Annotated in this window: 20 protein-coding genes and 2 tRNA genes; 13 read left to right on the plus strand and 9 right to left on the minus strand. The window is 73.9% G+C overall.

Annotated elements, in window-relative coordinates; all coding sequences use genetic code 11:
• Positions 1-553 precede the first annotated feature (553 nt).
• Positions 554-2,653: a 4-alpha-glucanotransferase gene (gene malQ, locus J0910_RS09940; protein ID WP_420158234.1), complete on the plus strand. Its 2,100-nt coding sequence runs from the start codon at positions 554-556 to the stop codon at positions 2,651-2,653.
• Between the two features lie 481 nt (positions 2,654-3,134).
• On the opposite strand, the gene pepN is transcribed toward malQ, so the two are convergent.
• Positions 3,135-5,681: an aminopeptidase N gene (gene pepN / locus J0910_RS09945; protein WP_420158235.1), complete on the minus strand. Its 2,547-nt coding sequence runs from the start codon at positions 5,679-5,681 to the stop codon at positions 3,135-3,137.
• Positions 5,682-5,951: 270 nt separating this feature from the next.
• Between pepN and J0910_RS09950 the strand changes: the two genes are divergently transcribed.
• The 5 genes from J0910_RS09950 to J0910_RS09970 all read left to right on the plus strand — a co-directional run bounded on the left by J0910_RS09950 (position 5,952) and on the right by J0910_RS09970 (position 9,124).
• Positions 5,952-6,578, plus strand: coding sequence for a mycothiol-dependent nitroreductase Rv2466c family protein (locus J0910_RS09950; protein ID WP_420158236.1), 627 nt, complete (start codon positions 5,952-5,954; stop codon positions 6,576-6,578).
• Between the two features lie 20 nt (positions 6,579-6,598).
• A complete protein-coding gene (locus J0910_RS09955; protein ID WP_420158237.1) occupies positions 6,599-6,763 on the plus strand; it encodes a hypothetical protein in 165 nt (54 codons plus the stop codon).
• Between the two features lie 100 nt (positions 6,764-6,863).
• The gene (locus tag J0910_RS09960) at positions 6,864-8,285 is read left to right on the plus strand and encodes an aldehyde dehydrogenase family protein (RefSeq protein ID WP_420158238.1); all 1,422 of its coding nucleotides are present in this window, start codon (positions 6,864-6,866) and stop codon (positions 8,283-8,285) included.
• A gap of 109 nt (positions 8,286-8,394) precedes the next feature.
• Positions 8,395-8,550: a hypothetical protein gene (locus tag J0910_RS09965; RefSeq protein ID WP_420158239.1), complete on the plus strand. Its 156-nt coding sequence runs from the start codon at positions 8,395-8,397 to the stop codon at positions 8,548-8,550.
• 106 nt (positions 8,551-8,656) lie between these two features.
• Positions 8,657-9,124: a ribose-5-phosphate isomerase gene (locus tag J0910_RS09970; RefSeq protein WP_420158240.1), complete on the plus strand. Its 468-nt coding sequence runs from the start codon at positions 8,657-8,659 to the stop codon at positions 9,122-9,124.
• Positions 9,125-9,216: 92 nt separating this feature from the next.
• On the opposite strand, the gene J0910_RS09975 is transcribed toward J0910_RS09970, so the two are convergent.
• Together J0910_RS09975 and J0910_RS09980 are read right to left on the minus strand one after the other, a co-directional pair.
• On the minus strand, positions 9,217-9,480 hold the full coding sequence (locus J0910_RS09975) for a hypothetical protein (protein ID WP_420158241.1): 264 nt from the start codon (positions 9,478-9,480) through the stop codon (positions 9,217-9,219).
• A gap of 85 nt (positions 9,481-9,565) precedes the next feature.
• Positions 9,566-10,801 carry a GNAT family N-acetyltransferase gene (locus J0910_RS09980; protein WP_420158242.1) on the minus strand — a complete coding sequence of 412 codons (1,236 nt, stop codon included), beginning with the start codon at positions 10,799-10,801 and terminating at the stop codon, positions 9,566-9,568.
• Between the two features lie 291 nt (positions 10,802-11,092).
• On the opposite strand from J0910_RS09980, the gene J0910_RS09985 reads away from it, so the two are divergent.
• The 3 genes from J0910_RS09985 to J0910_RS09995 all read left to right on the plus strand — a co-directional run bounded on the left by J0910_RS09985 (position 11,093) and on the right by J0910_RS09995 (position 14,044).
• Positions 11,093-12,196, plus strand: coding sequence for a PP2C family protein-serine/threonine phosphatase (locus tag J0910_RS09985; protein ID WP_420158243.1), 1,104 nt, complete (start codon positions 11,093-11,095; stop codon positions 12,194-12,196).
• A 135-nt stretch (positions 12,197-12,331) separates the two neighbouring features.
• A complete protein-coding gene (mgtE, locus tag J0910_RS09990) occupies positions 12,332-13,675 on the plus strand; it encodes a magnesium transporter (RefSeq protein ID WP_420158244.1) in 1,344 nt (447 codons plus the stop codon).
• Between the two features lie 150 nt (positions 13,676-13,825).
• Positions 13,826-14,044 (plus strand): antitoxin, encoded by a 219-nt coding sequence (locus tag J0910_RS09995; RefSeq protein ID WP_420158245.1) that lies wholly within the window; start codon positions 13,826-13,828, stop codon positions 14,042-14,044.
• 68 nt (positions 14,045-14,112) lie between these two features.
• Here the strand turns inward: J0910_RS09995 and J0910_RS10000 are convergent, their stop codons facing one another.
• Complete coding sequence (locus tag J0910_RS10000) at positions 14,113-14,937, minus strand: ABC transporter ATP-binding protein (RefSeq protein WP_420158246.1); 825 nt, start codon at positions 14,935-14,937, stop codon at positions 14,113-14,115.
• A 227-nt stretch (positions 14,938-15,164) separates the two neighbouring features.
• Here J0910_RS10000 and J0910_RS10005 point away from each other — a divergent pair, with 227 nt between their 5' ends.
• Positions 15,165-15,689 (plus strand): (2Fe-2S) ferredoxin domain-containing protein, encoded by a 525-nt coding sequence (locus tag J0910_RS10005; RefSeq protein WP_420158247.1) that lies wholly within the window; start codon positions 15,165-15,167, stop codon positions 15,687-15,689.
• 48 nt (positions 15,690-15,737) lie between these two features.
• On the opposite strand, the gene J0910_RS10010 is transcribed toward J0910_RS10005, so the two are convergent.
• The 3 genes from J0910_RS10010 to J0910_RS10020 all read right to left on the minus strand — a co-directional run bounded on the left by J0910_RS10010 (position 15,738) and on the right by J0910_RS10020 (position 20,216).
• A complete protein-coding gene (locus J0910_RS10010; protein ID WP_420158248.1) occupies positions 15,738-17,366 on the minus strand; it encodes an MDR family MFS transporter in 1,629 nt (542 codons plus the stop codon).
• 101 nt (positions 17,367-17,467) lie between these two features.
• Entirely contained in the window at positions 17,468-18,151 is a 684-nt protein-coding gene (locus J0910_RS10015; protein WP_420158249.1) for a TetR/AcrR family transcriptional regulator, read from the minus strand.
• 187 nt (positions 18,152-18,338) lie between these two features.
• Positions 18,339-20,216, minus strand: a complete 1,878-nt coding sequence (locus J0910_RS10020) for an ABC transporter ATP-binding protein (RefSeq protein WP_420158250.1) — start codon at positions 20,214-20,216, stop codon at positions 18,339-18,341.
• Positions 20,217-20,449: 233 nt separating this feature from the next.
• Between J0910_RS10020 and J0910_RS10025 the strand changes: the two genes are divergently transcribed.
• Complete coding sequence (locus tag J0910_RS10025) at positions 20,450-20,572, plus strand: hypothetical protein (RefSeq protein ID WP_420158251.1); 123 nt, start codon at positions 20,450-20,452, stop codon at positions 20,570-20,572.
• An 89-nt stretch (positions 20,573-20,661) separates the two neighbouring features.
• On the opposite strand, the gene J0910_RS10030 is transcribed toward J0910_RS10025, so the two are convergent.
• Positions 20,662-21,159 (minus strand): adenylyltransferase/cytidyltransferase family protein, encoded by a 498-nt coding sequence (locus J0910_RS10030; protein WP_420158252.1) that lies wholly within the window; start codon positions 21,157-21,159, stop codon positions 20,662-20,664.
• 180 nt (positions 21,160-21,339) lie between these two features.
• Positions 21,340-21,410: transfer RNA gene (locus J0910_RS10035), tRNA-Gly, on the minus strand.
• Between the two features lie 126 nt (positions 21,411-21,536).
• Here J0910_RS10035 and J0910_RS10040 point away from each other — a divergent pair.
• Both J0910_RS10040 and tig read left to right on the plus strand, forming a co-directional pair.
• A tRNA-Pro gene (locus tag J0910_RS10040) sits at positions 21,537-21,611 on the plus strand.
• 243 nt (positions 21,612-21,854) lie between these two features.
• Positions 21,855-23,255, plus strand: a complete 1,401-nt coding sequence (gene tig / locus J0910_RS10045) for a trigger factor (RefSeq protein ID WP_420158253.1) — start codon at positions 21,855-21,857, stop codon at positions 23,253-23,255.
• Positions 23,256-23,417: the final 162 nt, after the last annotated feature.

Raw genomic sequence — 23,417 nt, forward strand, 5'->3', positions numbered from 1 at the left:
TTCGCTCTGTGGGGCGCCGCGCTCGGCCGGGATGCCCGGCCCCGCCCCTTCCTCCGCCGTCGCCGCCGGTCTGAGCCTTCGCTCTGTGGGGTGCCGCGCCCGACCGACCGACCGGCCCGCCCGCCCCCTGCCGTCGCCGCCCGCCTGAACCTTCACCCCGTGAGGCCCGCGCCCGGGCGATGCCTGAACCCCGCCCTACCTCTGCCGTCGCTGCCGGGTTGAACCCCGGCCCCGTGGGGTGTCGAACCCGGCCGGGGGCTCGGACTCCGGTGGGTCCGTTGCTCACCGGTACGGGAAGCGGGTCGGCCCTCCGCCCCTGGGCGCTCTGGCTGGGTCTTCTCCCGTTCTCCCTTCCTCCTTCCCCGAGGGATGATCTCGGCCGCGTCCGTTTTCGGACCGTCGGCTGAAAGGAACTGGGCGCGGAGCGGGCGGGGCGGACCGGCTCCTCTGCGGGAGAGGAGCGGTGCGCGGCCCGATACGGTCCGGCCGCAGCGCGGAACAGGGCATGGCGTTCCCGTCCCGATGCGGGCCGTATGCGGCATCATCGGATGCTGTGAGCGATGAGGACCTGGCACTGCTGGCCGAAGAGCACGGGGTGGCGACCGCCTACGAGGACTGGCGGGGCCGCAGGGTGCGCGTGGGCGCCGATACGCTCCGCCATGTCCTGGGCGCCCTCGGGGTGGACCCGTCCGATCCGAGGGCGGCGCTGGAGGCGCACCGGGCCGCGCAGGCCCGCCGGCTGCTGCCGCCGGCCGTGGTCGCCAGAGCCGGCCGCTCGCCCCGGCCGCCCCTCCCCGAGGGGGCGGTGGCCCGGGTCGAACTGGCCGACGGCGGCGAGACCGGGCTCGGCCCCGGCCTGCCGCTGGGCGTGCACACGCTCTACGCCGAGCACGGCGGCGCCTGCCAGAGCGCCCCGCTGCTCGTCGTCCCGGACCGGATCGAGCTGCCCGCCGCGCTGGCCGGCCGGCGCTGCTGGGGGCTGATGGCCCAGCTCTACTCGGTGCGCTCGCGCGCCTCCTGGGGCATGGGCGACCTGCGCGACCTCGCCGAGCTCGCGGACTGGAGCGCACGCGACCTCGGCGCCGCCTTCGCCCTGGTCAACCCGGTGCACGCGACCGAGCCCGCGCCGCCGCTGGAACCCTCGCCCTACCTGCCGGTGGGCCGCCGCTACGCCAGCCCGCTCTACATCCGGGTCGAGGACGTCCCCGAGTACAGCCGCCTGGAGCCGGCCCAGCGGGAGGCCGTGCAGCGGCTGGCCCGGCCGCTGCGCGAGCGCGGCCGCACCGCCGACCTGCTCGACCGGGACACGGTCTGGAACGCCAAGCGCACCGCCCTGGAGTCCCTCTCCCAGGTGCAGCGCTCACCCTCGCGGGAGGCGGCCTTCCAGGCCTACCTGGAGCGGGAGGGCGCGCCGCTGATCGAGTACGCCACCTGGTGCGCGCTGGCCGAGGAGCACGGGCCGGACCACCGGCGCTGGCCCTCGGTGCTGCGCGACGCCTACGGCCAGGAGGTCGGCGCCCAGGCCCTGGACCGCTGGGACAGGATCGACTTCCACCGGTGGATGCAGTGGGTCCTCGACGACCAGCTGGCCGCCGCCCAGGCCGGGGCGCGGGCGGCGGGCATGCCGATCGGCATCGTGCACGACCTGGCGGTGGGCGTCCGGCCCGGCGGAGCGGACTCCTGGATGTACCGGGACGCGCTGCTGGACGGGGTCAGCGTGGGCGCCCCGCCGGACGAGTTCAACCAGCAGGGGCAGGACTGGGCGCAGCCGCCCTGGCACCCGGTGCGCCTGGCCGAGCAGGGCTACGCGCCGTTCCGGCAGGTGCTCCGCCAGTGCATGCGGCACGCCGGCGGGGTCCGCGCCGACCACGTCATGGGCCTGTTCCGGCTCTGGTGGATCCCCGAGGGCGCCTCCCCGGAGCAGGGCACCTACGTCCGCTACGACCACGAGGGCATGGTCGGCTCGCTGCTGCTCACCGCGGCGGAGACCGGGGCGCTGGTCATCGGCGAGGACCTGGGCACGGTCGAGCCGCAGGTGCGCGAGCACCTGGCCGAGCGGGGCGTGCTGGGCACCTCGGTGCTCTGGTTCGAGCGCGGACCCGACGGCGCCCCGCGCCGCCCCGAGGAGTGGCGGGAGCAGTGCCTGGCCACCGTCTCCACGCACGACCTGCCCCCGGTCGCCTCGTTCCTCACCGCCGAGCACGTCGAGCTGCGCGACCGGCTGGGGCTGCTGAAGCGCCCCGCGGCCGATGAGCTCGCCGACGCCGAGGCGCAGGTCGAGGCCTGGCGGCGGCTCCTCATCGAGCTGGACCTGCTGGACCCGGGGGTGGATCCGGTCTCCGACCCGCAGACCGTCGTCGCGGCCCTGCACGCCTACCTGGTCCGCACCCCGGCGCGGCTGGTCGGCATCGCGCTGACCGACGTGGTCGGCGAGCGCCGGATGCAGAACCAGCCCGGCACCTCCACCGGCTACCCCAACTGGCGCATCCCGCTGACCAGCGCGGAAGGCGAGCCGGTGCTGCTCGACGAGCTGATGGCCGACCCGCACCTGTCCGCGGTGGTCCGCCGCGCCCTGCACCCGCTCACCGGCGGCCTCCCCGACGAACCCCGCCCGGACGCCCCGCGCCTCCCGCCGAGCTGGCTGGAGTCCTGACGGCGGGCCCGCGCCCCCGGGCCCGGCGCCGCCCACCCGCACCGGGGGGCGGAGGACAGCGCGTCCCGCCGTCCCGGCCGCCGCGGCCTCCGCCGCCGGTGTCCTGGTGCGGGCTCCCGGCGGGGGAGGCCACCGGACCCGGGGACGGATCAAGGGGGGCGGGCCGGGCCTCTGGTCTCCGAGGAAGCGGGGGAGAGCCGTTCCGGGGCGGCGGAGGGGCGGACCGCCCCGGCCGCTGGAGGCCGGCCGGAGGCCGTGGGAACGGGCCCGTCGGCGGCCGGTGCGGAGCCGCCGCCGGGGCGCCCCCGGCGGGGCCGCCGGACAGGGGCGGGCACGGCGAACGTGGGAAGACGCGGCGAGGGGGCGGCCCGGGCGGGCCGCCCCCTCAGTGGTCGGGACCTCCGACCGGGTTCTCCGGTCGGGGCGGCCGGGCGGGGTGCGCCGCCCGGCCGCCGTTCCGAGGCCGCCGTTCCGGGGCCGGCTACTCGGCGGCGCGGGCGTCGCGGCGCTGGGCCTCCAGGGCCCGCTCCACCGTGGCGCGGCCCTCGATCAGGAGGCGGCGGAGCGCCGGGGCCGGGGACTCCGACTCCAGGTAGGCGTCGGTGCGGCGGAGGGTCTCCTCCTCGACGAGCTGGCCGGGGTAGGCCATCTCGGCGAAGGACTGGGCGAACTCCTTGGTCCAGTTCTCCCAGACCTCGCCCAGCCGGGAGAAGTAGGAGTCGACGTAGGGCCGGACCAGCTCGCGCTGGGCGGGCTCGCCGAACCCGGAGAGCGTCGCGCGGAACTCGGTGTTGGCCATGTCGCCGCGGACGATCCGCTCCCAGGTCTGCGCCTTGGCCTCGGCGGTGGGCACCGCGGCCCGGCAGCCGGCGGCGTTCCGCTCGCCGGTCGCGGTGGCGTCCGACTCCAGCTCGGCGGCGATCTCCTTCTCTCCGGCCCTGCCCGCCGCGACCAGGCGGCGCAGCAGGGTCCAGCGCAGGTCGGTGTCGACGGTGAGGCCGTCCACGGTGATCGCGCCGTCCAGCAGCCCCTGCAGCAGCGACAGGTGCTCCTCGCCGACCGCGGCGTCGGCGAACCCGGTGGCGTAGACCAGCTGCAGGTCGCTGCCGGGCTCGGCGGCGGTGAGCAGGTCGCGGAGCCGGTCGGCGAGCAGCTGGAAGCCGGTCTGGCGCCACTCCGGCGCGGAGTAGTTGACCAGTGCCGAGACGGCCTGGCGGAGCAGCATCTGGGCGACCGAGACGTCGCCGACCCCGCCGATTCCGGAGACGACCAGCCGCACGTAGTCGCGGGCGGCCATCTCCGCGTCGCGGGTCATGTCCCAGGCGGCGGAGAAGCACAGCGCGCGCGGCAGCGACTCGGCGATCTCGCCGGCGGACTCCACCACGGTCCGCAGCGACCGGTCGTCCAGCCGGATCTTGGTGAAGGTGAGGTCGTCGTCGTTGATCAGCACCAGGTCCGGGCGGGCCTTGCCGACCAGCTCGGGGACCTCGGTGCGCGGGCCGCTGACGTCCAGCTCCACCCGCTCGCGGCGGACGATGCCCTTGTCGGTGCGGTCGTACAGGCCGACGGCGAGCCGGTGCGAGCGCAGCGTCGGGTAGTCGGCCGGGGCCTCCTGGAGCACCGCGAAGGAGGTGAAGTTCCCTTCGGCGTCCACCTCGAACTCCGGGCGCATGGTGTTGACGCCCGCGGTCTCCAGCCACTCCCGGGACCAGCCGGACAGCTCCCGGCCGGAGGCGCGCTCCAGCTGGCGGAGCAGGTCGGAGAGCTCGGTGTTGCCCCAGGCGTGCTCCTTGAAGTACTCGCGCACCCCGGCGAAGAACGCGTCCACCCCGACGTAGGCCACCAGCTGCTTGAGCACCGAGGCGCCCTTGGCGTAGGTGATGCCGTCGAAGTTGACCTCCACCGCCTGCATGTCCGGGATGTCGGCGGCGATCGGGTGGGTGGAGGGCAGCTGGTCCTGGCGGAGCGCCCAGGCCTTCTCCACGTTGGCGAAGGTGGTCCAGGCGTCGGTCCACTTGGTGGCCTCGGCCTGGCAGTGCACGCTGCTGTAGGTCGCGAACGACTCGTTCAGCCACAGGTCGTCCCACCAGCGCATGGTGACCAGGTCGCCGAACCACATGTGCGCCATCTCGTGCAGGATGGTCTCCGCGCGGCGCTCGTAGCGGGCGTCGGTGACCCGGGACCGGAAGACGTAGTCCTCCAGGAAGGTGACCGCGCCGGCGTTCTCCATCGCGCCGGCGTTGAACTCCGGCACGAAGAGCTGGTCGTACTTGCCGAACGGGTAGCGCATCCCGAACACGCCGTGGAAGAAGTCGAAGCCCTGCTTGGTGACCTCGAAGATCGCGTCGGCGTCCAGGAACTCCGCCAGCGAGGCCCGGCAGTACACGCCCAGCGGGATGCCGTCGTGGGAGTCCCGCTCGACGTGGTACGGCCCGGCGATGAGCGCGGTGATGTAGGTGGAGATCGGCTCGGTGGCCGGGAAGTGCCAGCGGACCTTCTCCGCGTCGGAGTCCTCCACCGGCTCGCGCACCGCGTCCGGGGCGCTGTTGCTCACCACCTCGAAGTCGGCCGGGGCGAGCACCGCCAGCTCGAACCGGGCCTTGAGGTCCGGCTGGTCGAAGCAGGTGTACATGCGGTGCGCGTCCGACGTCTCGAACTGCGTGTACAGGTAGGTCTTGCCGTCCACCGGGTCGACGAACCGGTGCAGGCCCTCGCCGGTGCGCATGTAGGCGGCGTCGGCCACCACCCGCAGCTCGTTGGAGGCCTCCAGGCCGCTCAGCGCGATCCGGCCGCCGTCGAACACCTCGGCCGGGTCCAGCGCGCGGCCGTTCAGCACGATCTCGGAGACCGCGGGGGCCACCAGGTCGACGAAGGTCGACGCGCCGGGCTCGGTGCAGTCGAAGCGGATCGTCGTGGCGGACCGGAAGGCCGTGTCCCCGGTGGTCAGGTCGAGCTCGACGTCGTAGGAGGAGACGTCGAGGAGCCTCGCGCGCTCGCGTGCCTCGTCGCGTGTCAGGTTGCCCGCCACGTACCGCTCCCTTCGCGGCCGTCGCCATCGCCGGCCGCAATCGAAAGGCGGCCCCCACCGCGCGGCGGTCGGCCGCGTCCCCGGGAGGCCCTGCCTGGTTGTGCTTCTTCCCTGGGGCTAGATCCTGCCACTTCCGGGCCGCGGATGCCGAGCGGGCGGACGAACCGGGCGGAATGCGGCGCGCGCGGGGGCGGTTGACCCTCGCGTGGGGGCCTTCCGGGCGCCCCCCGTCCCCTGGACGCCGCCCTGAACGCTGCGAGGAGCCGAGACGTGGCCGAGACGCCGAAGGAACCCGTGAAGACCGCCGACTTCTGGTTCGACCCCATGTGCCCGTGGGCCTGGCTCGCGTCGCGCTGGCTCCTGGAGGTGGAGAAGGTCCGGCCGGTGAAGGCCCGCTGGCACGTGATGAGCCTGTCGGTGCTGAACGAGGGCCGCGGCGAACTCCCGGAGAAGTACCGGGAGATGATGGAGAGGGGCTGGGGCCCGGTCCGGGTGGCGATCGCCGCCGAGCAGCGGTTCGGCAACGAGGTCCTCGGCCCGCTCTACACCGCCCTGGGCACCCGCTTCCACCTGCGCGGCGAAGAGGTCGGCCCGCCCGCGATCCGGGACGCCCTCAAGGAGGCCGGCCTGCCCGAGGACCTGGCCGAGGCGGCCGGGTCCGAGGACTACGATGAGGCCCTGCGCCGCTCGCACCACGACGGCATGGACCGCGTCGGCGAGGACGTCGGCACCCCCGTCATCTCGGTGGACGGGGTGTCCTTCTTCGGCCCCGTGGTGACCCCGGCCCCCAAGGGCGAGGCCGCCGGGCGGCTGTGGGACGGCGTGGTCCTGGTCGCCGGGACCGACGGCTTCTTCGAACTCAAGCGGACCCGGACCCGCGACCCCATCTTCGACTGAGCAGCGCTGGAGGCGCACCCATGACCGCTCCCGACGACGACCGGCGGATCGACCTGTCCGCCTTCGACGACGGCCTGGACGTCCTGCCGGACATCACCGACGACGAGCGCGGCTCGTCCTGGGGGGAGACCGCGGAGGACGACACGGCGCGCCTGCTGGAGGACCGCCCGCCGCACTGGGGGTGAGCCCGCGCCGCGGGCCGGGCCGCCTCCGGGCGGGCGGCCCGCGGCGCCTCCCCGGGGACGCCCAGGAATAACCGAACGCTGTTCTGGGAAGGTGGGCGGCATGCGCTCCCTCTACATCGACGGCGCCTGGTCGCCGTCCGCCTCCACCGCCTCCCTCGACGTCGTCAACCCCGCGACCGAAGAGGTCATCGACACCGTCCCGGCCGGCGACCCGGCCGACGCGGACCGCGCGGTCGCCGCGGCGCGGGCCGCCTTCCCCACCTGGTCCGCGCTGCCGGTGCAGCAGCGCCGCGCCGTGCTCGGCAAGGCGCTGGCCCTGTTCTCCGAGCGCGCCCCCGAGATCGCCGCGGCGATGGCCGCGGACATGGGCGCGCCGCTGAAGTTCGCCGCCAAGGTCCAGGCCGGCCTGCCGCTGCTGATGTTCTCCACCTACCTGGACCTGGCCGAGGAGGTCGGCGAGCGCTACTTCACCGGCGAGGAGGTCGGCTCCTCGATCGTGGTGCGCGAGCCCTACGGCGTGGTCGGCGCGATCACCCCGTGGAACTACCCGCTGCACCAGATCGTGCTCAAGGTCGTCCCGGCGCTGCTGGCCGGCAACACCGTGGTGCTCAAGCCCACCGAGGTCGCCCCGCTGGGCGCCTACGCCTTCGCCGAGGTGCTGCACGACGCCGGCCTGCCCGCCGGGGTGTTCAACATGGTCTCCGGCCTGGGCCCGGTGGTCGGCGAGGCGATCGCCGCCCACCCCGGCGTCGACATGGTCTCCTTCACCGGCTCCGGCCGGGCCGGCAAGCGGATCACCGAGGTGGCCGCCGCCACGGTCAAGAAGGTCGCGCTGGAGCTCGGCGGCAAGTCGCCCAACGTCATCCTGGACGACGCCGACCTGGAGGCGGCGGTCAAGGCCGGGGTGGCCGACGTGATGCGCAACACCGGGCAGAGCTGCAACGCCCTCACCCGGATGCTGGTCCCCCGGGAGAGGTACGACGAGGCCGTCGGGCTCGCCGCCCGCGCCGCGGAGAAGTACGCCCCCGGCGACCCGATGCAGGAGTCCACCCGGATGGGGCCGCTGGTCTCCGCCCAGCAGCTGGAGCGGGTCCGCGGCTACATCGAGGCCGGGGTGGCCGAGGGGGCGCGCCTGGTCACCGGCGGCGCGGAGCCGCCGGAGGGGGTGGAGCGCGGCTACTACGTCCGGCCCACCGTCTTCGCCGACGTCCGCAACGACATGCGGATCGCCCGGGAGGAGATCTTCGGCCCGGTGCTCGCGGTCATCCCCTACGAGGACGAGGAGGACGCCGTCGCGATCGCCAACGACACCGTCTACGGGCTGGCCGCGGCGGTCTGGTCCGGCGACGCGGACCGGGCGATGGCGGTGGCCCGCCGGCTCCGCGCCGGGCAGGTCTCGGTGAACGGCGGCGGGGTCAACCCGCGGGTGCCCTTCGGCGGCTACAAGCAGTCCGGCGTCGGCCGCGAGTGGGGCCTGCACGGACTGGACGAGTTCTGCGAGGTCAAGGCCATCCAGCGGTAGCCCCGGGGCGGCCGGGCGGCGCAGCTCGGGGGCGGGTCGGGGCACTCGGGTCCGCTGCATACCATGGGTCCGACGTTATGTCCGGGTTACCCATTCTTTGAGGTGTGAGTTGAGCAGCAAGCCCAAGGTGTCGAAGGCCGGTCCGCTGAGCAAGGACGTCAAGAGCATCGTCGTCACCAACGTCGTCGCGATCCTGTCGATGGCCCTGTTCGCCGCGCTCGGCCTGAGCGTCGCCTACGCGGCCAACGGCACCCTCGCCTTCTGAGGCCCGAGGACTCCGGGAGGCGCGTCCGCGCCTCCCCGGCGGCCCGTCCCGCGCCCGCGGGGCGGGCCGCTGCGCTTCCACCCGGCTGACCTGCCACACTGGGGGCGTGCGAGTTTATCTTGGATCCGATCACGCAGGCTTCGAACTGAAGGAGCACCTCGTCTCCTGGCTCAAGGAGCGGGGGCACGAGGTCGTGGACGCCGGGCCGGCCGTCTACGACGCCGTCGACGACTACCCGCCCTTCGTGCTGCGCGCCGCCGAGGGCGTCGCCGCCGACCCGGGCTCCCTGGGCGTGGTGATCGGCGGCTCCGGCAACGGCGAGCAGATCGCCGCCAACAAGGTCAAGGGCGTCCGCGCCGCGCTCGCCTGGAGCGAGGACACCGCGGTCCTGGCCCGCGAGCACAACGACGCCAACGTGATCGGCATCGGCGCCCGCATGCACGGCACCGACGAGGCGGTCCGCCTGGTCGAGCTCTTCCTCGGCACGCCCTACAGCGGCGAGGAGCGGCACGGCCGGCGCATCGGCATGCTCACCGACTACGAGCGGACCGGCGAGCTCCCGCCGCTGCCGTAACCGGTTCCGACACCCGCAGGCCCCGCCGCCCGGCCAGGGAGGCGGGGCCTGCGCGCGTCCGGGAGCGCGCGGGAGCCGTCGCGGGGGCGGAGTCAGCGGCGCCGGCGGGCGCGCCTGCCGCGCCGCGGCCGGGGCGGGGGAGGGACCACCAGGTCGTCGGGGCGGGCGGGCGCGGCGGGCCCGCCGCGCTGCCGGGAGGCGGACCCGCCGGACCCTCCGTCGCCCGTCTCCGGGCCGGAGGCGGTGCTCTCCGCGGAAGGGGCACCGTCGGGCGGGGACTCGGCGTCGCCGGGGCGCGGACGCGACACGTCGCGTGCGCGCATGGCGGCCGACAGGGTGATGTGCGTCCGCCCCATCGGTACCGCCTTCCCGGGCCGCCGGCCCCTGCCGCGACGGTAGTACGTCCGGGCGCCGCTGAAAAGCCGTCCGCCCGCGAGGCGGCTAGAAGACCACCGAGCAGTGAGGCGCCCGGAGCGGGGTGAGCGCCAGGTCGAGGGCGGCGACGGCGCCGGGGGAGCGCTCCTCGGCCAGCCCGGCGCCGACGAACTCCGAGAGCCGGTGGCCGCCGAGGTAGGCCGAGGCCAGGTGCGCGGTGTCCAGCCGGACGTCCGGCTCGGCGCCGGCGGGGCCGCACTCGGCCCCCTCCGGCCCGCCGCGCAGCCGCCAGCGGCCCGCGTTCCACGGGCAGTCCCGGTCGGCGACCTCCAGCACCGCGTCGACCGGGGCGGCGTAGGGCCGCTCGGCCAGCGCCCGGCGCAGGTCGACCAGGCGGAGCCAGAGGCCGTCCCGGACCTTGGCCTCCACCTGGTAGGGGTCGGCGAACATGCGGAACAGCGGGTCGTCCGGCGGGACCATCCCGGCGTGCACCTCGCCGACCAGGTCCCGCTCCAGGACGTGCCGCCACAGCAGCGCGGCGGCGGCCGGGTCGGCGGCGTGCATCGCCTCCACCTCCAGCCGGGAGTCGGCGGTGCCCTGGTCCCGCCAGCGCTGGGCGGTCCGGTACACGGCCAGGCCCCGGGGCTCACCGGCGCGCTCGGCCACCGCGGCCCGCAGCGAGGGGCCGCCGTTCCGGTCCCTCTCGTCGTCCCTGAGCAGCACCCGCCACCAGCCCTCGGTCAGCCGGAACTCCCCCCAGCGCAGCGGGAGCGCCGCGTCACGGGCCGCGGCGGCCTCCTCGCGGAGCTCGTGCAGGGCGCCGAAGCGGAGCTCCAGCGCGGGGTCGTGCGGCAGGCCGGGGCGGAGCACCGCCTCCCGGGGGGCGATCCGCACCTGGGCGGAGGGCGCGGCCGGGCCGTAGCCGAACCGGCCGTAGATCCCGCCCTCGCTGGCGAAGAGCGCCGCGGTGCTCTCCCCGGCCTCGCGGAGGTCGGCGAACTGGCGGCGCATCAGCGCGGTGAGCAGGCCCCGGCGGCGGTCCGTCGGCCAGACCCCGACCGAGGAGACCCCGGCCACCCGGCGCGGTCCGCCCGGCATGGCCATCTCCAGGGGGTAGGAGAGGGCGGTGCCGGCGATCCGGTCGCCGTCGAAGGCGGCGAGGGTGCGCTTGAAGTCGGTGATGATCGGGGCCGGGGCGTCGAGCGGGTCGCGCCGGGAGAGCAGGGCCTCGCGGAAGACGCGGATGAAGGCGGGGTACTCGTTCTCGGTGATCGGCCGGATCGGCCACGGGGCTGGTTCCATGGACGGCTGCCTATCATCGGAGGGGCCGGGTCGGCGATCGGATTTTCCGGTGCGGCCCGGAGGCGCGTTCCGGCTCGGCCGTGTCGGCTTTTTTCCGTCGAATCGCGGTCGAGAGGGCCGGACGCCTGACGCGGAGGGCCATCTCTGCCCATACTTGACCATGAGGTCGCCTGTACGAGTTCCGGGTCGCACGCTGGGGAGATATCGGTTGATCCCATATGTGGCGGAGTGGTGCGGTTACCGACCCGGTGGCGTGCTTGGGAAGATTTCGCACGCTACAGTGCGGGCACGATGAACGCTTCGCCCACAGCCAGGATCAGCCGCCGCCTGCGGTCGCTGTGGCAGCGCGGCGCGGCCTTCCTCCGCCGCAAGGTGCTCTTCCGCTACCGCCTCGTCCTGATCACCCTGGTACTGCTCGCGGTGGGCATCGGCGTGGGCGCGGTGTGGGGCCCGGCGGGCTGGTTCCCGCCCAGCGCGGTGATCCTCAACGTGCTGGCCGGCGGGCTGCTGCTCAAGCGCAAGAGCCTGGCGTTCCTGCTCGCCGTGGTCGCCTCGGTGCTGCTGTTCACCGCCTTCGCGCTGGACTTCGGCCAGGTCGGCCCGGGGCTGCTGGTCACCATCGGGGTGACCGCGGTCCTCGCCTACCTGCTGTCCGGGGTGCGCGAGCGGCTCGGCGTGCAGGGCCTGGGCGGCGAGAAGATGCTCCTCGAACTGCGCGACCGGCTGCGCACCCAGGGCCGGCTGCCGGAGCTGCCGGGCGGGTGGGGCGCCACCGCCGTCCTCCGCCAGGCCGGCGGCTCCTCCTTCGGCGGCGACTTCGTCGTCTCCCGGCTGCACCGGGACCGCCTCGACCTGGCCGTGGTCGACGTCTCCGGCAAGGGCGTGGACGCCGGCACCCGCGCGCTGCTGCTCTCCGGGGCCTTCAGCGGCATGCTCAGCGCCGTCCCCTCCGACGAGTTCCTTGCCTACTGCAACGACCACCTCATCCGAACGGCCGAAGGTGAGGGGTTCGTCACAGCCGTCCACCTCAGCCTCGACCTGGGCAGCGGCGCCTACCGGATCACCTCGGCCGGCCACCCGCCGGCCGTCCAGTTCGACAGCGGCGCAGGCCAGTGGTCGAGCAGCGAGGCCAAGGGGGTGGTGCTCGGGGTGATCCCGGAGATGACCTACACCCCGGTGGAGGGGCGGCTCCGCCCCGGCGACGCCCTCATGCTCTACACCGACGGCCTGATCGAGCGGCCCGGCGAGGACCTGGACGCCGGGGTGGACCGCCTGCTCGGAGCGGCCGACGGCCTGGTCGCCGAGGGGTTCGAGAAGGGCGCCCGGCGGGTCGTGGACACCCTCGCCCAGGGCGAGAGCGACGACACCGCCCTGGTGGTGATCTGGCGCTCCTGACCCCGGCGGGTGCGGCCGGGAGGGCCTGCTCCGCCCGGTATGGTCGCATGGTGCTCTCCGGCCCCGCGGCGCCGATTCCGCGGCGGCATCTGCGGAGGGCGCTGAAGCGAGGGGACTGCGAAGGGGGTGCTCGGCATGGCCGAAGAGGACGACGGCGCAGAGCTCAACCGGCTGATCGAAGAGAACGACCTCACCGGCATCCGCCTGTGGCTGGCCGACCATCCCCCCTACCTGATCGCCGACGAGCTGGCCCGGATGGACGCCCGCACCGCCATCGTGCCGTTCCGCCTCCTGGACAAGGACCGGGAGCTGGAGGTCTTCGAGGAGCTCGACCCGGTGCACCAGCAGGAGATCCTGCTCGGCCTGCGCGACTCGGCCTTCCACGAGCTGCTGGAGGAGATGGACCCCGACGACCGGGCGCGGCTGATCGGGGAGGCCCCGGCCAAGATCGCCACCCGGGCGCTGGCCGGGCTGAGCCCCGCCGAGCGGAAGATGACCGCGGCGCTGCTCGGCTACCCGGAGGAGTCCGTCGGCCGGTACATGACCCCGGAGACGGTGATCCTCCACCGCGACCTCAGCGTGGGCCGGGCGCTGGAGGTGGTCCGGGCCAAGAGCGCCGAGGCCGAGACCGTCTACACGCTGCCGGTCGTCGCCGACGGCCGCCGGTTCGCCGGCACGGTGGAGCTGAGCGACCTGGTCCGGGCCGACGACGACACCCAGCTCAAGGACATCGTGGACGTGCTGGTGCCCCGGGTGCGGGCCACCGAGCCGGCCGAGGACGCCGCCCGCCTCATGCAGGAGGCCAACCTGGTGGCGCTCTCCGTGGTCGACTCCGAGGAGCGCTTCATCGGGCTGCTCACCTTCGACGACGCCCTCGAGCTGATCGAGGCGGCCGACTCCGAGGACATCGCCCGGCAGTCCGGCGCCAGCCCGGTCGCCGGGCACTACGTCGCCGCCTCGGTGTTCCGCCTCGCCCGGGCGCGGGCCACCTGGCTGCTGCTGCTGATCGTCGCCGCCACCCTGACGGTCAACGTGATGCAGGCCTACGAGGCCACCCTGGAGCAGGTCACCGCGCTGGCGCTGTTCGTGCCGATGCTCACCGGCACCGGCGGCAACGTCGGGTCGCAGTCGGCCACCGCGATCGTGCGCGCGCTGGCCGTCGGCGAGGTGCGGGTCCGCGACCTGCCGGGCGTGGCCTGGAAGGAGTCGAGGGTCGGCTTCCTGCTCGGGGCGATGCTGGCCTGCGTCGCGCTGGCGATCGGCTCGGCCCTGGTGGGGCCGACCATCGCGGCGGTGGTCGCCGCCTCGGTCATCTGCATCTGCATCTGGGCGGCGACCATCGGCAGCTGCATGCCGCTGCTGGCCAGGAAGGCGGGGGTGGACCCGGCCGTGGTCTCGGCGCCGCTGGTGTCCACCCTGGTGGACGCGACCGGCCTGCTCATCTACTTCTCCATCGCCCGGATGATCCTGCACATCTGATCCGGTACCGCGGCTTCCGGGCATACACCATCCGGGGCCGGGTATCGCCTACCCCGAGGGCGCCCGCGGGCGCCGCGGCCCCGGCCGCGGCCCGAGCCGCGGGGCCCGGTAGCACGCAGACACCGGCAGAGCGCGCCGAAGGGGGATGGAATGTCCGGTATCGGGGACGCTTTCGAGAAGGTCAAGAAGGCCGCCGCGGACAACAGCGAGAAGGTCGCGGAGGGGGTCGGCAAGGCGACCGAGTTCGCCAAGGAGAAGACCGGCGGCAAGTACGACGACAAGATCGACAAGGCCGGCGGAGCCGCGACCGAGTACCTGCGGAAGCAGGCGGCCAAGAAGCGCGACGCGGACGGCGGCAAGGACGCGTAGTCCGCACGGTGTGGCGGGGGTCCCGGAGCCCGGCTCCGGGACCCCCGCCTGTGCGCGCGGGGCGGGCCTCAGCCCTCCAGGCCGGCCGCGTCGGCGGCCGCGGCGCGGGCCTGCCAGCGGCCGCCGGACCGCTCGATGTCGATGGGGTGGTCGAAGCAGGCCGAGACCGGCTTGGAGGCGACCACCTCGGTGGAGGGGCCGGCCGCGACCACCTGCCCGGCGCGCAGCAGCAGCGCGTGTGTGGTGGAGGCGGGCAGCTCCTCCAGGTGGTGGGTGACCAGCACGGTCGCCATCTCCGGGTGGGCGCGGCGGAGCCGGTCGACGGCGGAGAGCAGCCGCTCCCGCGCCGCCACGTCCAGCCCGGTGGCGGGCTCGTCCATGAGCAGCAGCCGGGGCTCGGGCATCAGCGCGCGGGCGATCAGGATCCGGCCCCGCTCTCCCTGGGAGAGCGTGGTCCACGGGGCGTCCGCATGGTCGGCGATGCCCAGCACCTCCATCAGCATCGCGGCGCGCTCGCGCTGGGCGCCGGTGGGCCGCCAGCGCGGCGGGGTCTCGATGCTGCCGGTGGCGCCGGTGAGCACCACGTCCCGGCCGGGCAGGGCGGAGCGCAGGTCGTGCCGGGGGTCCACGTGCCCGATGTGCGCGCGCAGCGCGCGCAGGTCCGCCCGGCCGAGGGTGCGGCCCAGCACCCGCACCGAGCCGCGGGTGGGGTGGCGCCGTGCGCCGAGCAGGCCGAGCAGCGTCGTCTTCCCGGCGCCGTTGGGGCCGAGCAGCGCCCAGTGCTCGCCGGGCCGGACCACCATGCTGACCTGGTCCAGGAGGGTCCTTCCGGAGCGGACCAGGTCCACCCGGTCGGCTTCGATGACGGTCCCGACGTCCGTACCGCTCTGCACGTTCGCACCTTCCCGCGCGTCGTCCGCGGCCCCGGGGCGGGGCGCCCCGTGCCGCCGCCGGCGGGCCGGCACGCGGATCCGGTGCCGGGGCGCGCCGACCGGGCCACTTTACAGCGCTGCCGCGTCTCACCGGTCGGACTCCGCTGCGCACCCGCCGACCTGCGCGTATACCGTAGAGCGCGACCAAGTGGACTGAACGGACCGAATGGCTCAGAGGGGGCGGACAGGTGGTCGCTGACCCGGCGGACCGGCCGTGCCGGCTGGTGGTGTGCCGCGGCTGCTGCTGCGGAACGAAGAAGAAGGTGCCCGGGGTGGACCACAAGGCCCAGCTGGCGCGGCTGAGCGGGCTGGAGGACCACGAGGGGCGCAGCGTCCCGGTGCGGGTCAGCAAGTGCCTGGACATCTGCTTCAAGGCCAACGTCGTGGTGGTGCAGCCCTCCTCCAAGGGGCGGGCCTCCGGCGGCCGCCCGGTCTGGCTGGGCGACTTCGCCCGGGACGGGCTCGTCGACGAGCTGGACGACTGGATCTTCGAGGGCGGTCCGGGCATCGCCCCGCTGCCCGCCGCCCTGGAGGAGCACGTCACCTCCAAGGACGCCAAGAAGCCGAAGAAGCAGAAGAAGCAGAAGAAGGCCGCGAAGGAGGAGAAGCCGAAGAAGGAGAAGAAGGAGAAGAAGGGCGGCGCGGCGGAGAAGGCCGCGAAGAAGGAGAGGAAGGCCCGGAAGAAGGCCGGGAAGAAGGCCGGGAAGGAGTGAGGCGGCCCCGCTCGCGCGGGACCGCCCCTCCGGTGCTCCGGCCGCGGCTCAGGCCGGGACCGGGGTCCTGTCCCCGTCACCGCCCCGGGGGGAGCCGGCCTCCGGCTCCTCCGCCGCCACCTCGGTGCCCAGCGGCTTCTCCTTGAGCAGCAGGGCCAGCACGAACCCGGCCGCCAGCAGCGGCAGCGCGTAGAGGAAGACCGGCGGCAGCGCCTCGGCGAAGGCGTTCACCACGAACTCGCGCGCCGGGGCGGGCAGCGCCTGCAGCATCTCCGGGGTGAGCGAGCCGATCCCGGCCTCGCCGCCCTGCACCTCCAGGCCGCCCCCGGGCGGGGCCGCCGCCATCTGCTCGTTCAGCCGGCCGACGAAGACCGAGCCGAACACCGCGATCCCGAACGACGCCCCGATCTGCCGGAAGTAGTTGTTGGCCGAGGTCGCCGTGCCCAGGTGCCGGCGCGGCGCGGAGTTCTGCACGATCAGCACCAGGTTCTGCATCACCATGCCCACGCCCAGCCCCAGCACCAGCATGCCCGCGGCGTTGTAGAGGTAGGAGGTGCCGGCGTCCATCCGGGAGAGCAGGACCAGCCCCGCGGCGATGGTCGGCATCGCCGCCACCGGCCACGCCTTGTACCGGCCGGTCCGGGAGATGGCCCGCCCCGAGGTGATCGTCGCCGTCAGCATGCCGGCCACCATCGGCAGCATCATCAGGCCCGACTCGGTGGCGCTGGCCCCGTTCACCATCTGCAGGAAGGTCGGCAGGTAGGAGACGGTGGAGAACATGGCGATGCCGACCGTGACGCCGATCAGCGCGGTGAGCACGAAGTCGCGGTCGCGGAAGAGCGACAGCGGGATGACCGGCTCCTCGGCCCGCAGCTCGGCCAGTACGAACAGCGCGGCGAACAGCACCGACCCGGCGCCCAGGCCGATGACGACCGGGCTGGTCCAGGCGTACTCGCCGCCGCCCCAGCTGGTGAAGAGCACGATGCAGGTGCTGGCCGCGGCGAGCAGCACGGTGCCGGCGTAGTCCAGCCGCGGCCGCGGTCCGGACGGCCGCGGCAGCCGCAGCACCAGCGCCGCGGTGGCCAGCGCGACCGCGCCCAGCGGCAGGTTGATGTAGAAGATCCAGCGCCAGTCCAGGTGGTCGGTGAAGAACCCGCCGAGCAGCGGGCCGGCGATCGACGCCAGGCCGAAGACGCCGCCCATCATGCCCATGTACCGGCCGCGCTCGCGGGCCGGGACGACGTCGGCGATGATCGCCTGGGCGCTGATCATCAGCCCGCCGCCGCCGATGCCCTGCAGCGCGCGGAACAGGATGAGCTGCGTCATGTCCTGCGCCATGCCGCACAGCACCGAACCGACCAGGAAGACCCCGATCGCGAACAGGAAGACCCGCTTGCGGCCGAACAGGTCCCCGGCCTTGCCGTAGATCGGCATCCCCACGGTGGCGGCCAGCATGTAGGCGGTGACCACCCAGGAGAGGTGCTCCAGCCCGTTGAGCTCGCCGACGATGGTGGGCAGCGCGGTGGAGACGATCGTCTGGTCCAGGGCGCCCAGCAGCATGGTCAGCATGACGCTGAGGAAGATCCAGCCGATCTTCGGCTTCGGTTCCGCCGGCGCGCCGGCGGCCGGGGCCGTCTCCGCCCCGCCGGGGCTCGCCCCGGATCCGGTGGTGGTCATAGGTCAGACTCGCTTCCCCGTTGTGGTGGGCGGCGCCGCGCGCGCGGAGAGCGGGCGCCGTTAGTCGGTCCCCTCGCCGGGGACGGGGGCGGGGCCGGGGGTCAGGCGGTCCCGTCGGGCCGCTCGGAGGGGGAGGCCCCAGCGGCGGCGGTGAAGAAGGCGCGGAGCGCCTCGAAGGTCTCGTCGAAGGAGCGCTCCAGCGCGGCGCGCTCCTCGTCGGTGGCCGGCCCGTCCGGCTCGGCCGGGGGCGCGTCCGGCCCGCCGCCCTGCAGGCGCTGCATGGTGAACCGCATCAGCGTGGTGGCCAGCAGCGCCCCCAGCCGCGGCCGCAGGTCGTCCGGGCCGGTGCCGAGCCGGGCCTCGACGTCGGCCGCGATGGCCTGCTCCGCCTCGGCGAAGCGGGCCATCAGCGGCGGCATCAGCGACGGCTCCCGGTGCACCAGGGACTTGCGCATGCGCAGGTCGGCCATGGCGCTCCGGTAGCCCTCCGGGGCGTCGTCCAGGAACGAGCCCAGGTAGGCGCGGAGGTCGGCGAAGGGGTCCCCGGTGGGGCCGCCGGCGATGAACACCGCGCGCCCCTCCTCCGAGGCGCGCGGCGGCCCGTCGCCGATGAGGGCCTCGTCCTTGGAGCCGAAGTAGTTGAAGAAGGTGCGGGTGGAGACCTCGACCTCGGCCGCGATGTCGTCGACGGTCACCTGGTCCAGGCCGCGCTCCAGCACGAGGCGGACGGCGGCGCGCTGCAGCGCCCGGCGGGTCGCCAGCTTCTTGCGTTCGCGCAGCCCCATCCGCCGCTCCCTCCCGTGATGCGCCCGGCTCCCCGGACACCCCTATTTTGCACGTCATGCAAAAATGCGCCAAATGAAATACTGCGTGACGTGCATCTCCGGTTCGGGAGGGAATAGGGCGGAGCGCCCGGCCGCGGAACGCGAGCGGGGGCCGCCGGTCACCCGGCGGCCCCCGCTCGGTCCGGGCTCAGGCCCGCGACTCCTCCTGCGCGGCGAACTGGGTCCGGTACAGGGCGGTGTACAGCCCGCCCCGGGCGAGCAGCTCCTCGTGGGTGCCCTGCTCCAGCAGGCGGCCGTCCTCCAGGACCAGGATCCGGTCGGCGTCGCGCACCGTCGCCAGCCGGTGCGCGATGACCAGCGAGGTCCGCCCCTCCAGCGCGGTGGCCAGCGCCTGCTGCACCGCGGCCTCGGACTCGGCGTCCAGGTGGGCGGTGGCCTCGTCCAGTACCACCACCGACGGCTCCTTCAGCAGCAGCCGCGCGATGGCCAGCCGCTGCTTCTCACCGCCGGAGAGCCGGTAGCCCCGGTCGCCGACCATCGTGTCCAGCCCGTCCGGCAGCGACTCCAGCAGCCGGCCCAGCTGCGCCGCGCGCATCGCCTCCTCCAGCTCGGCGTCGGTGGCGCCGGGCCGGGCGTAGCGCAGGTTGGCCGCGACCGTGTCGTGGAAGAGCTGGGTGTCCTGGGTGACCACGCCCACCGTGTCCCGGACCGACCGGGAGCGCGCCTCGCGCAGGTCGGTCCCGCCGATGCGCACCGCCCCCTCGGTCGGGTCGTACAGCCGGGAGACCAGGTGGGTCAGGGTCGTCTTGCCGGCCCCGGACGGGCCGACCAGCGCGACCAGCGAGCCGGCCGGCGCGGTGAACGAGACCCCGCTGAGCACCTGCGCGGCGTCGGCCTCGTCCGGCTGCGGGGTCAGCTCCAGGGAGGCCAGCGACGACTCGGCGGCGGTGGGGTAGCGGAACGAGACGCCGTCGAACTCCACGTCCACCGGCCCGTCCGGCAGCGGCCGGGCGTCCGGGGCCTCGCGCAGCATCGGCTTCAGGTCCAGCACCTCGAACACCCGGTCGAAGCTGACCAGCGCCGTCATCACCTCGACGTGCACGTTGGAGAGCGCGGTGATCGGCGCGTACAGCCGGGCCAGCAGGGTGGTCAGCGCCACCAGGGTGCCCAGCTGGAAGGAGCCGCCGATGACCAGGTTGCCGCCGACCCCGTAGACCACCGCTGTGGCCAGCGCGGTGATCAGCCCGATGCTGGTGAACAGCAGGCCGCCGAAGACCGACTGGGCGACGCCGATGTCGCGCACCCGCGCGGCCCGCTCGGAGAAGGCGTCGGCCTCCTCGTCCGGCCGCCCGTACAGCTTGACCAGCATCGCCCCGCCGACGTTGAACCGCTCGGTCATCAGCGAGCTCATCTCGGCGTTGAGGTTCATCCCGTCCCGGGAGATCCCGGCCAGCCGGCGCCCGATGAGCTTGGCCGGCACCAGGAAGAGCGGCACCAGCACCAGCGCGACCAGGGTGATCTGCCAGGACAGCACGAACATGGTGGTGATCACCGCGGCCGCGCTGATCAGGTTGGAGACCACCGACTGCAGCACCGAGGTGATCGCCCGCTGCGCCCCCACCACGTCGGTGTTGAGCCGGCTGATCAGCGACCCGGTCTGGGTCCGGGTGAAGAAGGCCAGCGGCATCCGCTGGACGTGCCGGAACACCTCGGTGCGCAGCTGGTAGATGACCCCCTCGCCGATCCGCGAGGAGAGCAGCCGGTTGGTCAGCCCGAGCACCGCCTCCAGCACCGCCAGCCCCGCGACGGCCGCGGCCAGCGAGGTGACCAGCGAGGAGTCCTGCTGGGTGACGCCGTGGTCGATGATCCGCTTCAGCAGCAGCGGATTGGCCACCACGATCGCCGAGGCCAGCGAGGAGCCGAGCAGGAACAGCGCGATCGCCCGCCAGTGCGGGCGCGCGTAGCCGGCGATCCGCCGCACGATGCCCTCGGAGAGGCGGGTGCCGGCGGAGCTTCCGTCGTTGACCAGGGACCGGTAGAGGGGAGGACCGCCCATCATCGCCATATCGACCTCATTCACCTGGGTGCGCGGATGTGCACGGCGCAAGTGCGGGTCCCCGGGCCGGCCTGCGGGCCCGGCGGTCGCCCGGAAGCCGTCGTGCAGGGGCGTCAACAGCGCGCCGCGGGGGTCTGTTCCCGCCCGGTGGCCGGAACCGGAAAGCCGAAAAGGGAACTTTTCGCCCCTGACCACTCTGAAACGTGCCCGGCAGGGGGAAAGCGGCCACATGATGATCCGTCGTGATGATGGAATGCGCGATCTACCGGGCCGACGGCCGCTCCGCGATCGAAGGGGGCATCGGCGGCACCCTGGACGAGGCACTGCTCGCCGTCGACCCGCTGGGCGCCCTTCGCCGCCGGTGACCGGCGCGCTGGTCGCGGGCGACATCGCGCTCGTCTGAACGCCCCTGTTCCTGCTGTTCAAGCGGAGCAGGTGGCTCTGAGGCCGGCCGCTACGGCGAGCGGGTGAGCTGGCCCAGGGTGGCGGTGGTGGACCGGCCCTGGGTCAGCGGAAGCTCCCAGGCCTGCGCGCCGAGGGCGGCGGCGCCGCGCTCCTTCGCCTCGGCGTAGGGGTCGCCGGCGGTGTAGGCCAGGGCCGCGGGGCGGATCGGCCGGAGCAGCTCGGCGTAGGCGTCGGCGCCGTTGACCTCCGGCGGGCCGGAGACGATGAAGACCCCGTCGACGCAGCGCAGCGCGGCCAGCATCTCGGCCCGCTCGGCGTCCGGGTTGACCGGCCGGTCCGGGCCCTTCCAGGCGCTGACCCGGCGGTCGTCCTCGACCCCCACCACCAGCGGAAGCCCGCGCTCCCGGATGGCCGACAGGAAGCGCAGGTGGCCGACGTGCAGGATGTCGAACACACCGGTGACCACGGCGGGGCGGACGCCCGCGGGCGGCTCCGCCGTCCAGCGGGCGGACAGCGCGGGAGCCTGCATGGGACCGGGACTCGACATCAGCTCAACCTTCGCACGCGGTTCGCACGACCGACCTGGGCAGGGGCGCCGTGCGGACGCCGCCGCCCGCATCAAGATATCCCCCCGGCGCCGGTGTCCGGTCGAGCAGGGCGCGCGGCGCGGCCCGGGGCCGCGGGGAAACAGAGGAGGCCGGACCCGGGGCCCGGCCTCTCCGCGCAGAGCGGGCGACGGGAATCGAACCCGCATGACCAGCTTGGAAGGCTGGAGTTCTGCCATTGAACTACGCCCGCGTGGCACCGGCCCCTCGGAGTTTCCTCTAGACTCGTGGGGCCGACGGGGACAACACTACAGTCTCCGGAGTGCCGGTCGCACACGAGAATCCCCGGAGGGCCTCGCGCGAGGCCGGCGCGGGAGCACGGGGAGTAGCGCAGCTTGGTTAGCGCGCATGCTTTGGGAGCATGAGGCCGCGGGTTCGAATCCCGCCTCCCCGACGAGACACTCGCGAGCTCCTGGCCGGGGCGGGCTGCGCCCGTCGGCCATGAGCCCCTGTTCATCTGCCCTAGACTTGGTGAGATCAGCAGGGGACACGCGAAGACCGGTCCAGACTTGGTCCAAGGCCCCACGGCTCGGTTCACGGACTGCACGGTCGGCGCCCGCGGCGCCGCGATCGCGCTAGCGTGCCCTGCGTGCCGGGTCGTCCCGGAAAACAGCCGGAAATCTAGGAGTACCGCCCCGTGAAGACCGATGTCGAGGAGCTCAGCCCGACCCGGGTCAAGCTGACCATCGAGGTTCCGTTCCAGGAACTGGATCACGCCTTCGACGTGACCTACAAGTCGCTGGCCAAGCAGGTCCGGATCAAGGGGTTCCGCCCCGGTAAGGCTCCGGCTCGGCTGATCGACCGCTACGTCGGGCGCGGCGCGGTGATCAGCGAGGCCGTCAACCACGCAGTTCCCGAGCTCTACAACGAGGCCGTCCAGAAGGAGGAGGTCTTCGCGCTCGGCCAGCCCGACGTGGAGATCACCAAGCTGGAGGACAACGACGAGCTCACCTTCACCGCCGAGGTCGACGTCCGCCCGAAGTTCGAGGTGGCCGACTGGGAGGGCGTCGAGGTCACCGTCGACGACGCCGAGGTCACCGACGAGCAGGTCGACGACCAGCTCGGCAACCTCCGCGAGCGCTTCTCCACGCTGACCGGCGCCGACCGCGCCGCGCAGAGCGGGGACCACGTCTCCATCGACCTGTCCGCCGCCATCGACGGCGAGGCGCTGGAGGACGTCCAGGCCAGCGGTGTCTCCTACGAGGTGGGCACCAACACCATGCTGGAGGGCCTGGACGGGGCCATCGAGGGCCTGTCCGAGGGCGAGTCCGCGACCTTCTCCACCAAGCTGGTCGGCGGCGAGTACGAGGGCAGGGAGGCCGACGTCACGGTCACCGTGCACTCGGTCAAGGTCAAGGAGCTGCCCGAGCTCGACGACGAGTTCGCCCAGATGGCGAGCGAGTTCGACACCATCGAGGAGCTCCGCGCCGACGTCCGCAAGCGGCTCGGCGAGATGCGCGAGGCGCAGCAGCGCGCGCAGGCCCGGGACCGCGCGATGGAGAAGCTGGTCGACTCCATCGACATCCCGCTGCCCGACTCGGTCGTCACCGACGAGGTGGACCGCCGCCGGCAGAGCCTGGAGCAGCAGCTCCAGCAGGGCGGGCTGTCCAAGGAGTCCTACCTGGAGTCCCAGGAGCAGTCCGAGGAGGAGTTCGAGGAGGAGCTCAAGAAGAGCGCCACCGCGGCCGTCAAGGCCGGCTTCGTCCTCGACCAGCTGGCCCTCCAGGAGGAGCTCAGCGCCGGCCAGGAGGAGCTCAGCGGCTACGTCATCGAGCAGGCGCAGCGGATGGGCGTCTCCCCGGACCAGCTGGTGCAGCACCTGGTGCAGTCCAACCAGATCCAGGTCGCCTACACCGAGGTCGTCCGGTCCAAGGCGATGGACCTGGTCGCGGCGAAGGCCAAGGTCGTCGACGAGTCCGGCAACGAGGTGCGGACCGCCGGCGCCGACGAGGCCGCCGAGTCCTCCGAGGAGGCCCCCGAGGCCGCCGCCGAGGCCGCGGAGCAGGAGGCCCCGGCCGAGGAGCAGGAGCAGAAGTAGGGCGCGGCGGCACCGCCGCCCGGCCCGCGGGCCCCCGGACGCACACCGTGCGGCCGGGGGCCCGTTCGCTTGTGGCGGAAGGGCGCGGCGGGGCCCTCCGCGAACCTGCGCTCAAAGCGAACAGGGCGCCGAACCGTCCGAGCGGGGCGGCGATGAGCGTTA

Source organism: Nocardiopsis oceanisediminis (assembly GCF_048595525.1).
GTDB classification, from domain to species: domain Bacteria; phylum Actinomycetota; class Actinomycetes; order Streptosporangiales; family Streptosporangiaceae; genus Nocardiopsis_A; species Nocardiopsis_A oceanisediminis.

Excerpts from the sequence above, each read along its gene's own strand:
- J0910_RS09955 (WP_420158237.1), top strand. The coding sequence starts at position 6,599 with ATGACCGCTCCCGACGACGACCGGCGGATCGACCTGTCCGCCTTCGAC.
- J0910_RS09960 (WP_420158238.1), top strand. The coding sequence starts at position 6,864 with ATGCGCTCCCTCTACATCGACGGCGCCTGGTCGCCGTCCGCCTCCACC.
- J0910_RS09975 (WP_420158241.1), bottom strand. The coding sequence starts at position 9,480 with ATGGGGCGGACGCACATCACCCTGTCGGCCGCCATGCGCGCACGCGAC.
- J0910_RS09980 (WP_420158242.1), bottom strand. The coding sequence starts at position 10,801 with ATGGAACCAGCCCCGTGGCCGATCCGGCCGATCACCGAGAACGAGTAC.
- J0910_RS09985 (WP_420158243.1), top strand. The coding sequence starts at position 11,093 with ATGAACGCTTCGCCCACAGCCAGGATCAGCCGCCGCCTGCGGTCGCTG.
- mgtE (WP_420158244.1), top strand. The coding sequence starts at position 12,332 with ATGGCCGAAGAGGACGACGGCGCAGAGCTCAACCGGCTGATCGAAGAG.
- J0910_RS09995 (WP_420158245.1), top strand. The coding sequence starts at position 13,826 with ATGTCCGGTATCGGGGACGCTTTCGAGAAGGTCAAGAAGGCCGCCGCG.
- J0910_RS10010 (WP_420158248.1), bottom strand. The coding sequence starts at position 17,366 with ATGACCACCACCGGATCCGGGGCGAGCCCCGGCGGGGCGGAGACGGCC.
- J0910_RS10015 (WP_420158249.1), bottom strand. The coding sequence starts at position 18,151 with ATGGGGCTGCGCGAACGCAAGAAGCTGGCGACCCGCCGGGCGCTGCAG.
- J0910_RS10020 (WP_420158250.1), bottom strand. The coding sequence starts at position 20,216 with ATGGCGATGATGGGCGGTCCTCCCCTCTACCGGTCCCTGGTCAACGAC.
- J0910_RS10030 (WP_420158252.1), bottom strand. The coding sequence starts at position 21,159 with ATGTCGAGTCCCGGTCCCATGCAGGCTCCCGCGCTGTCCGCCCGCTGG.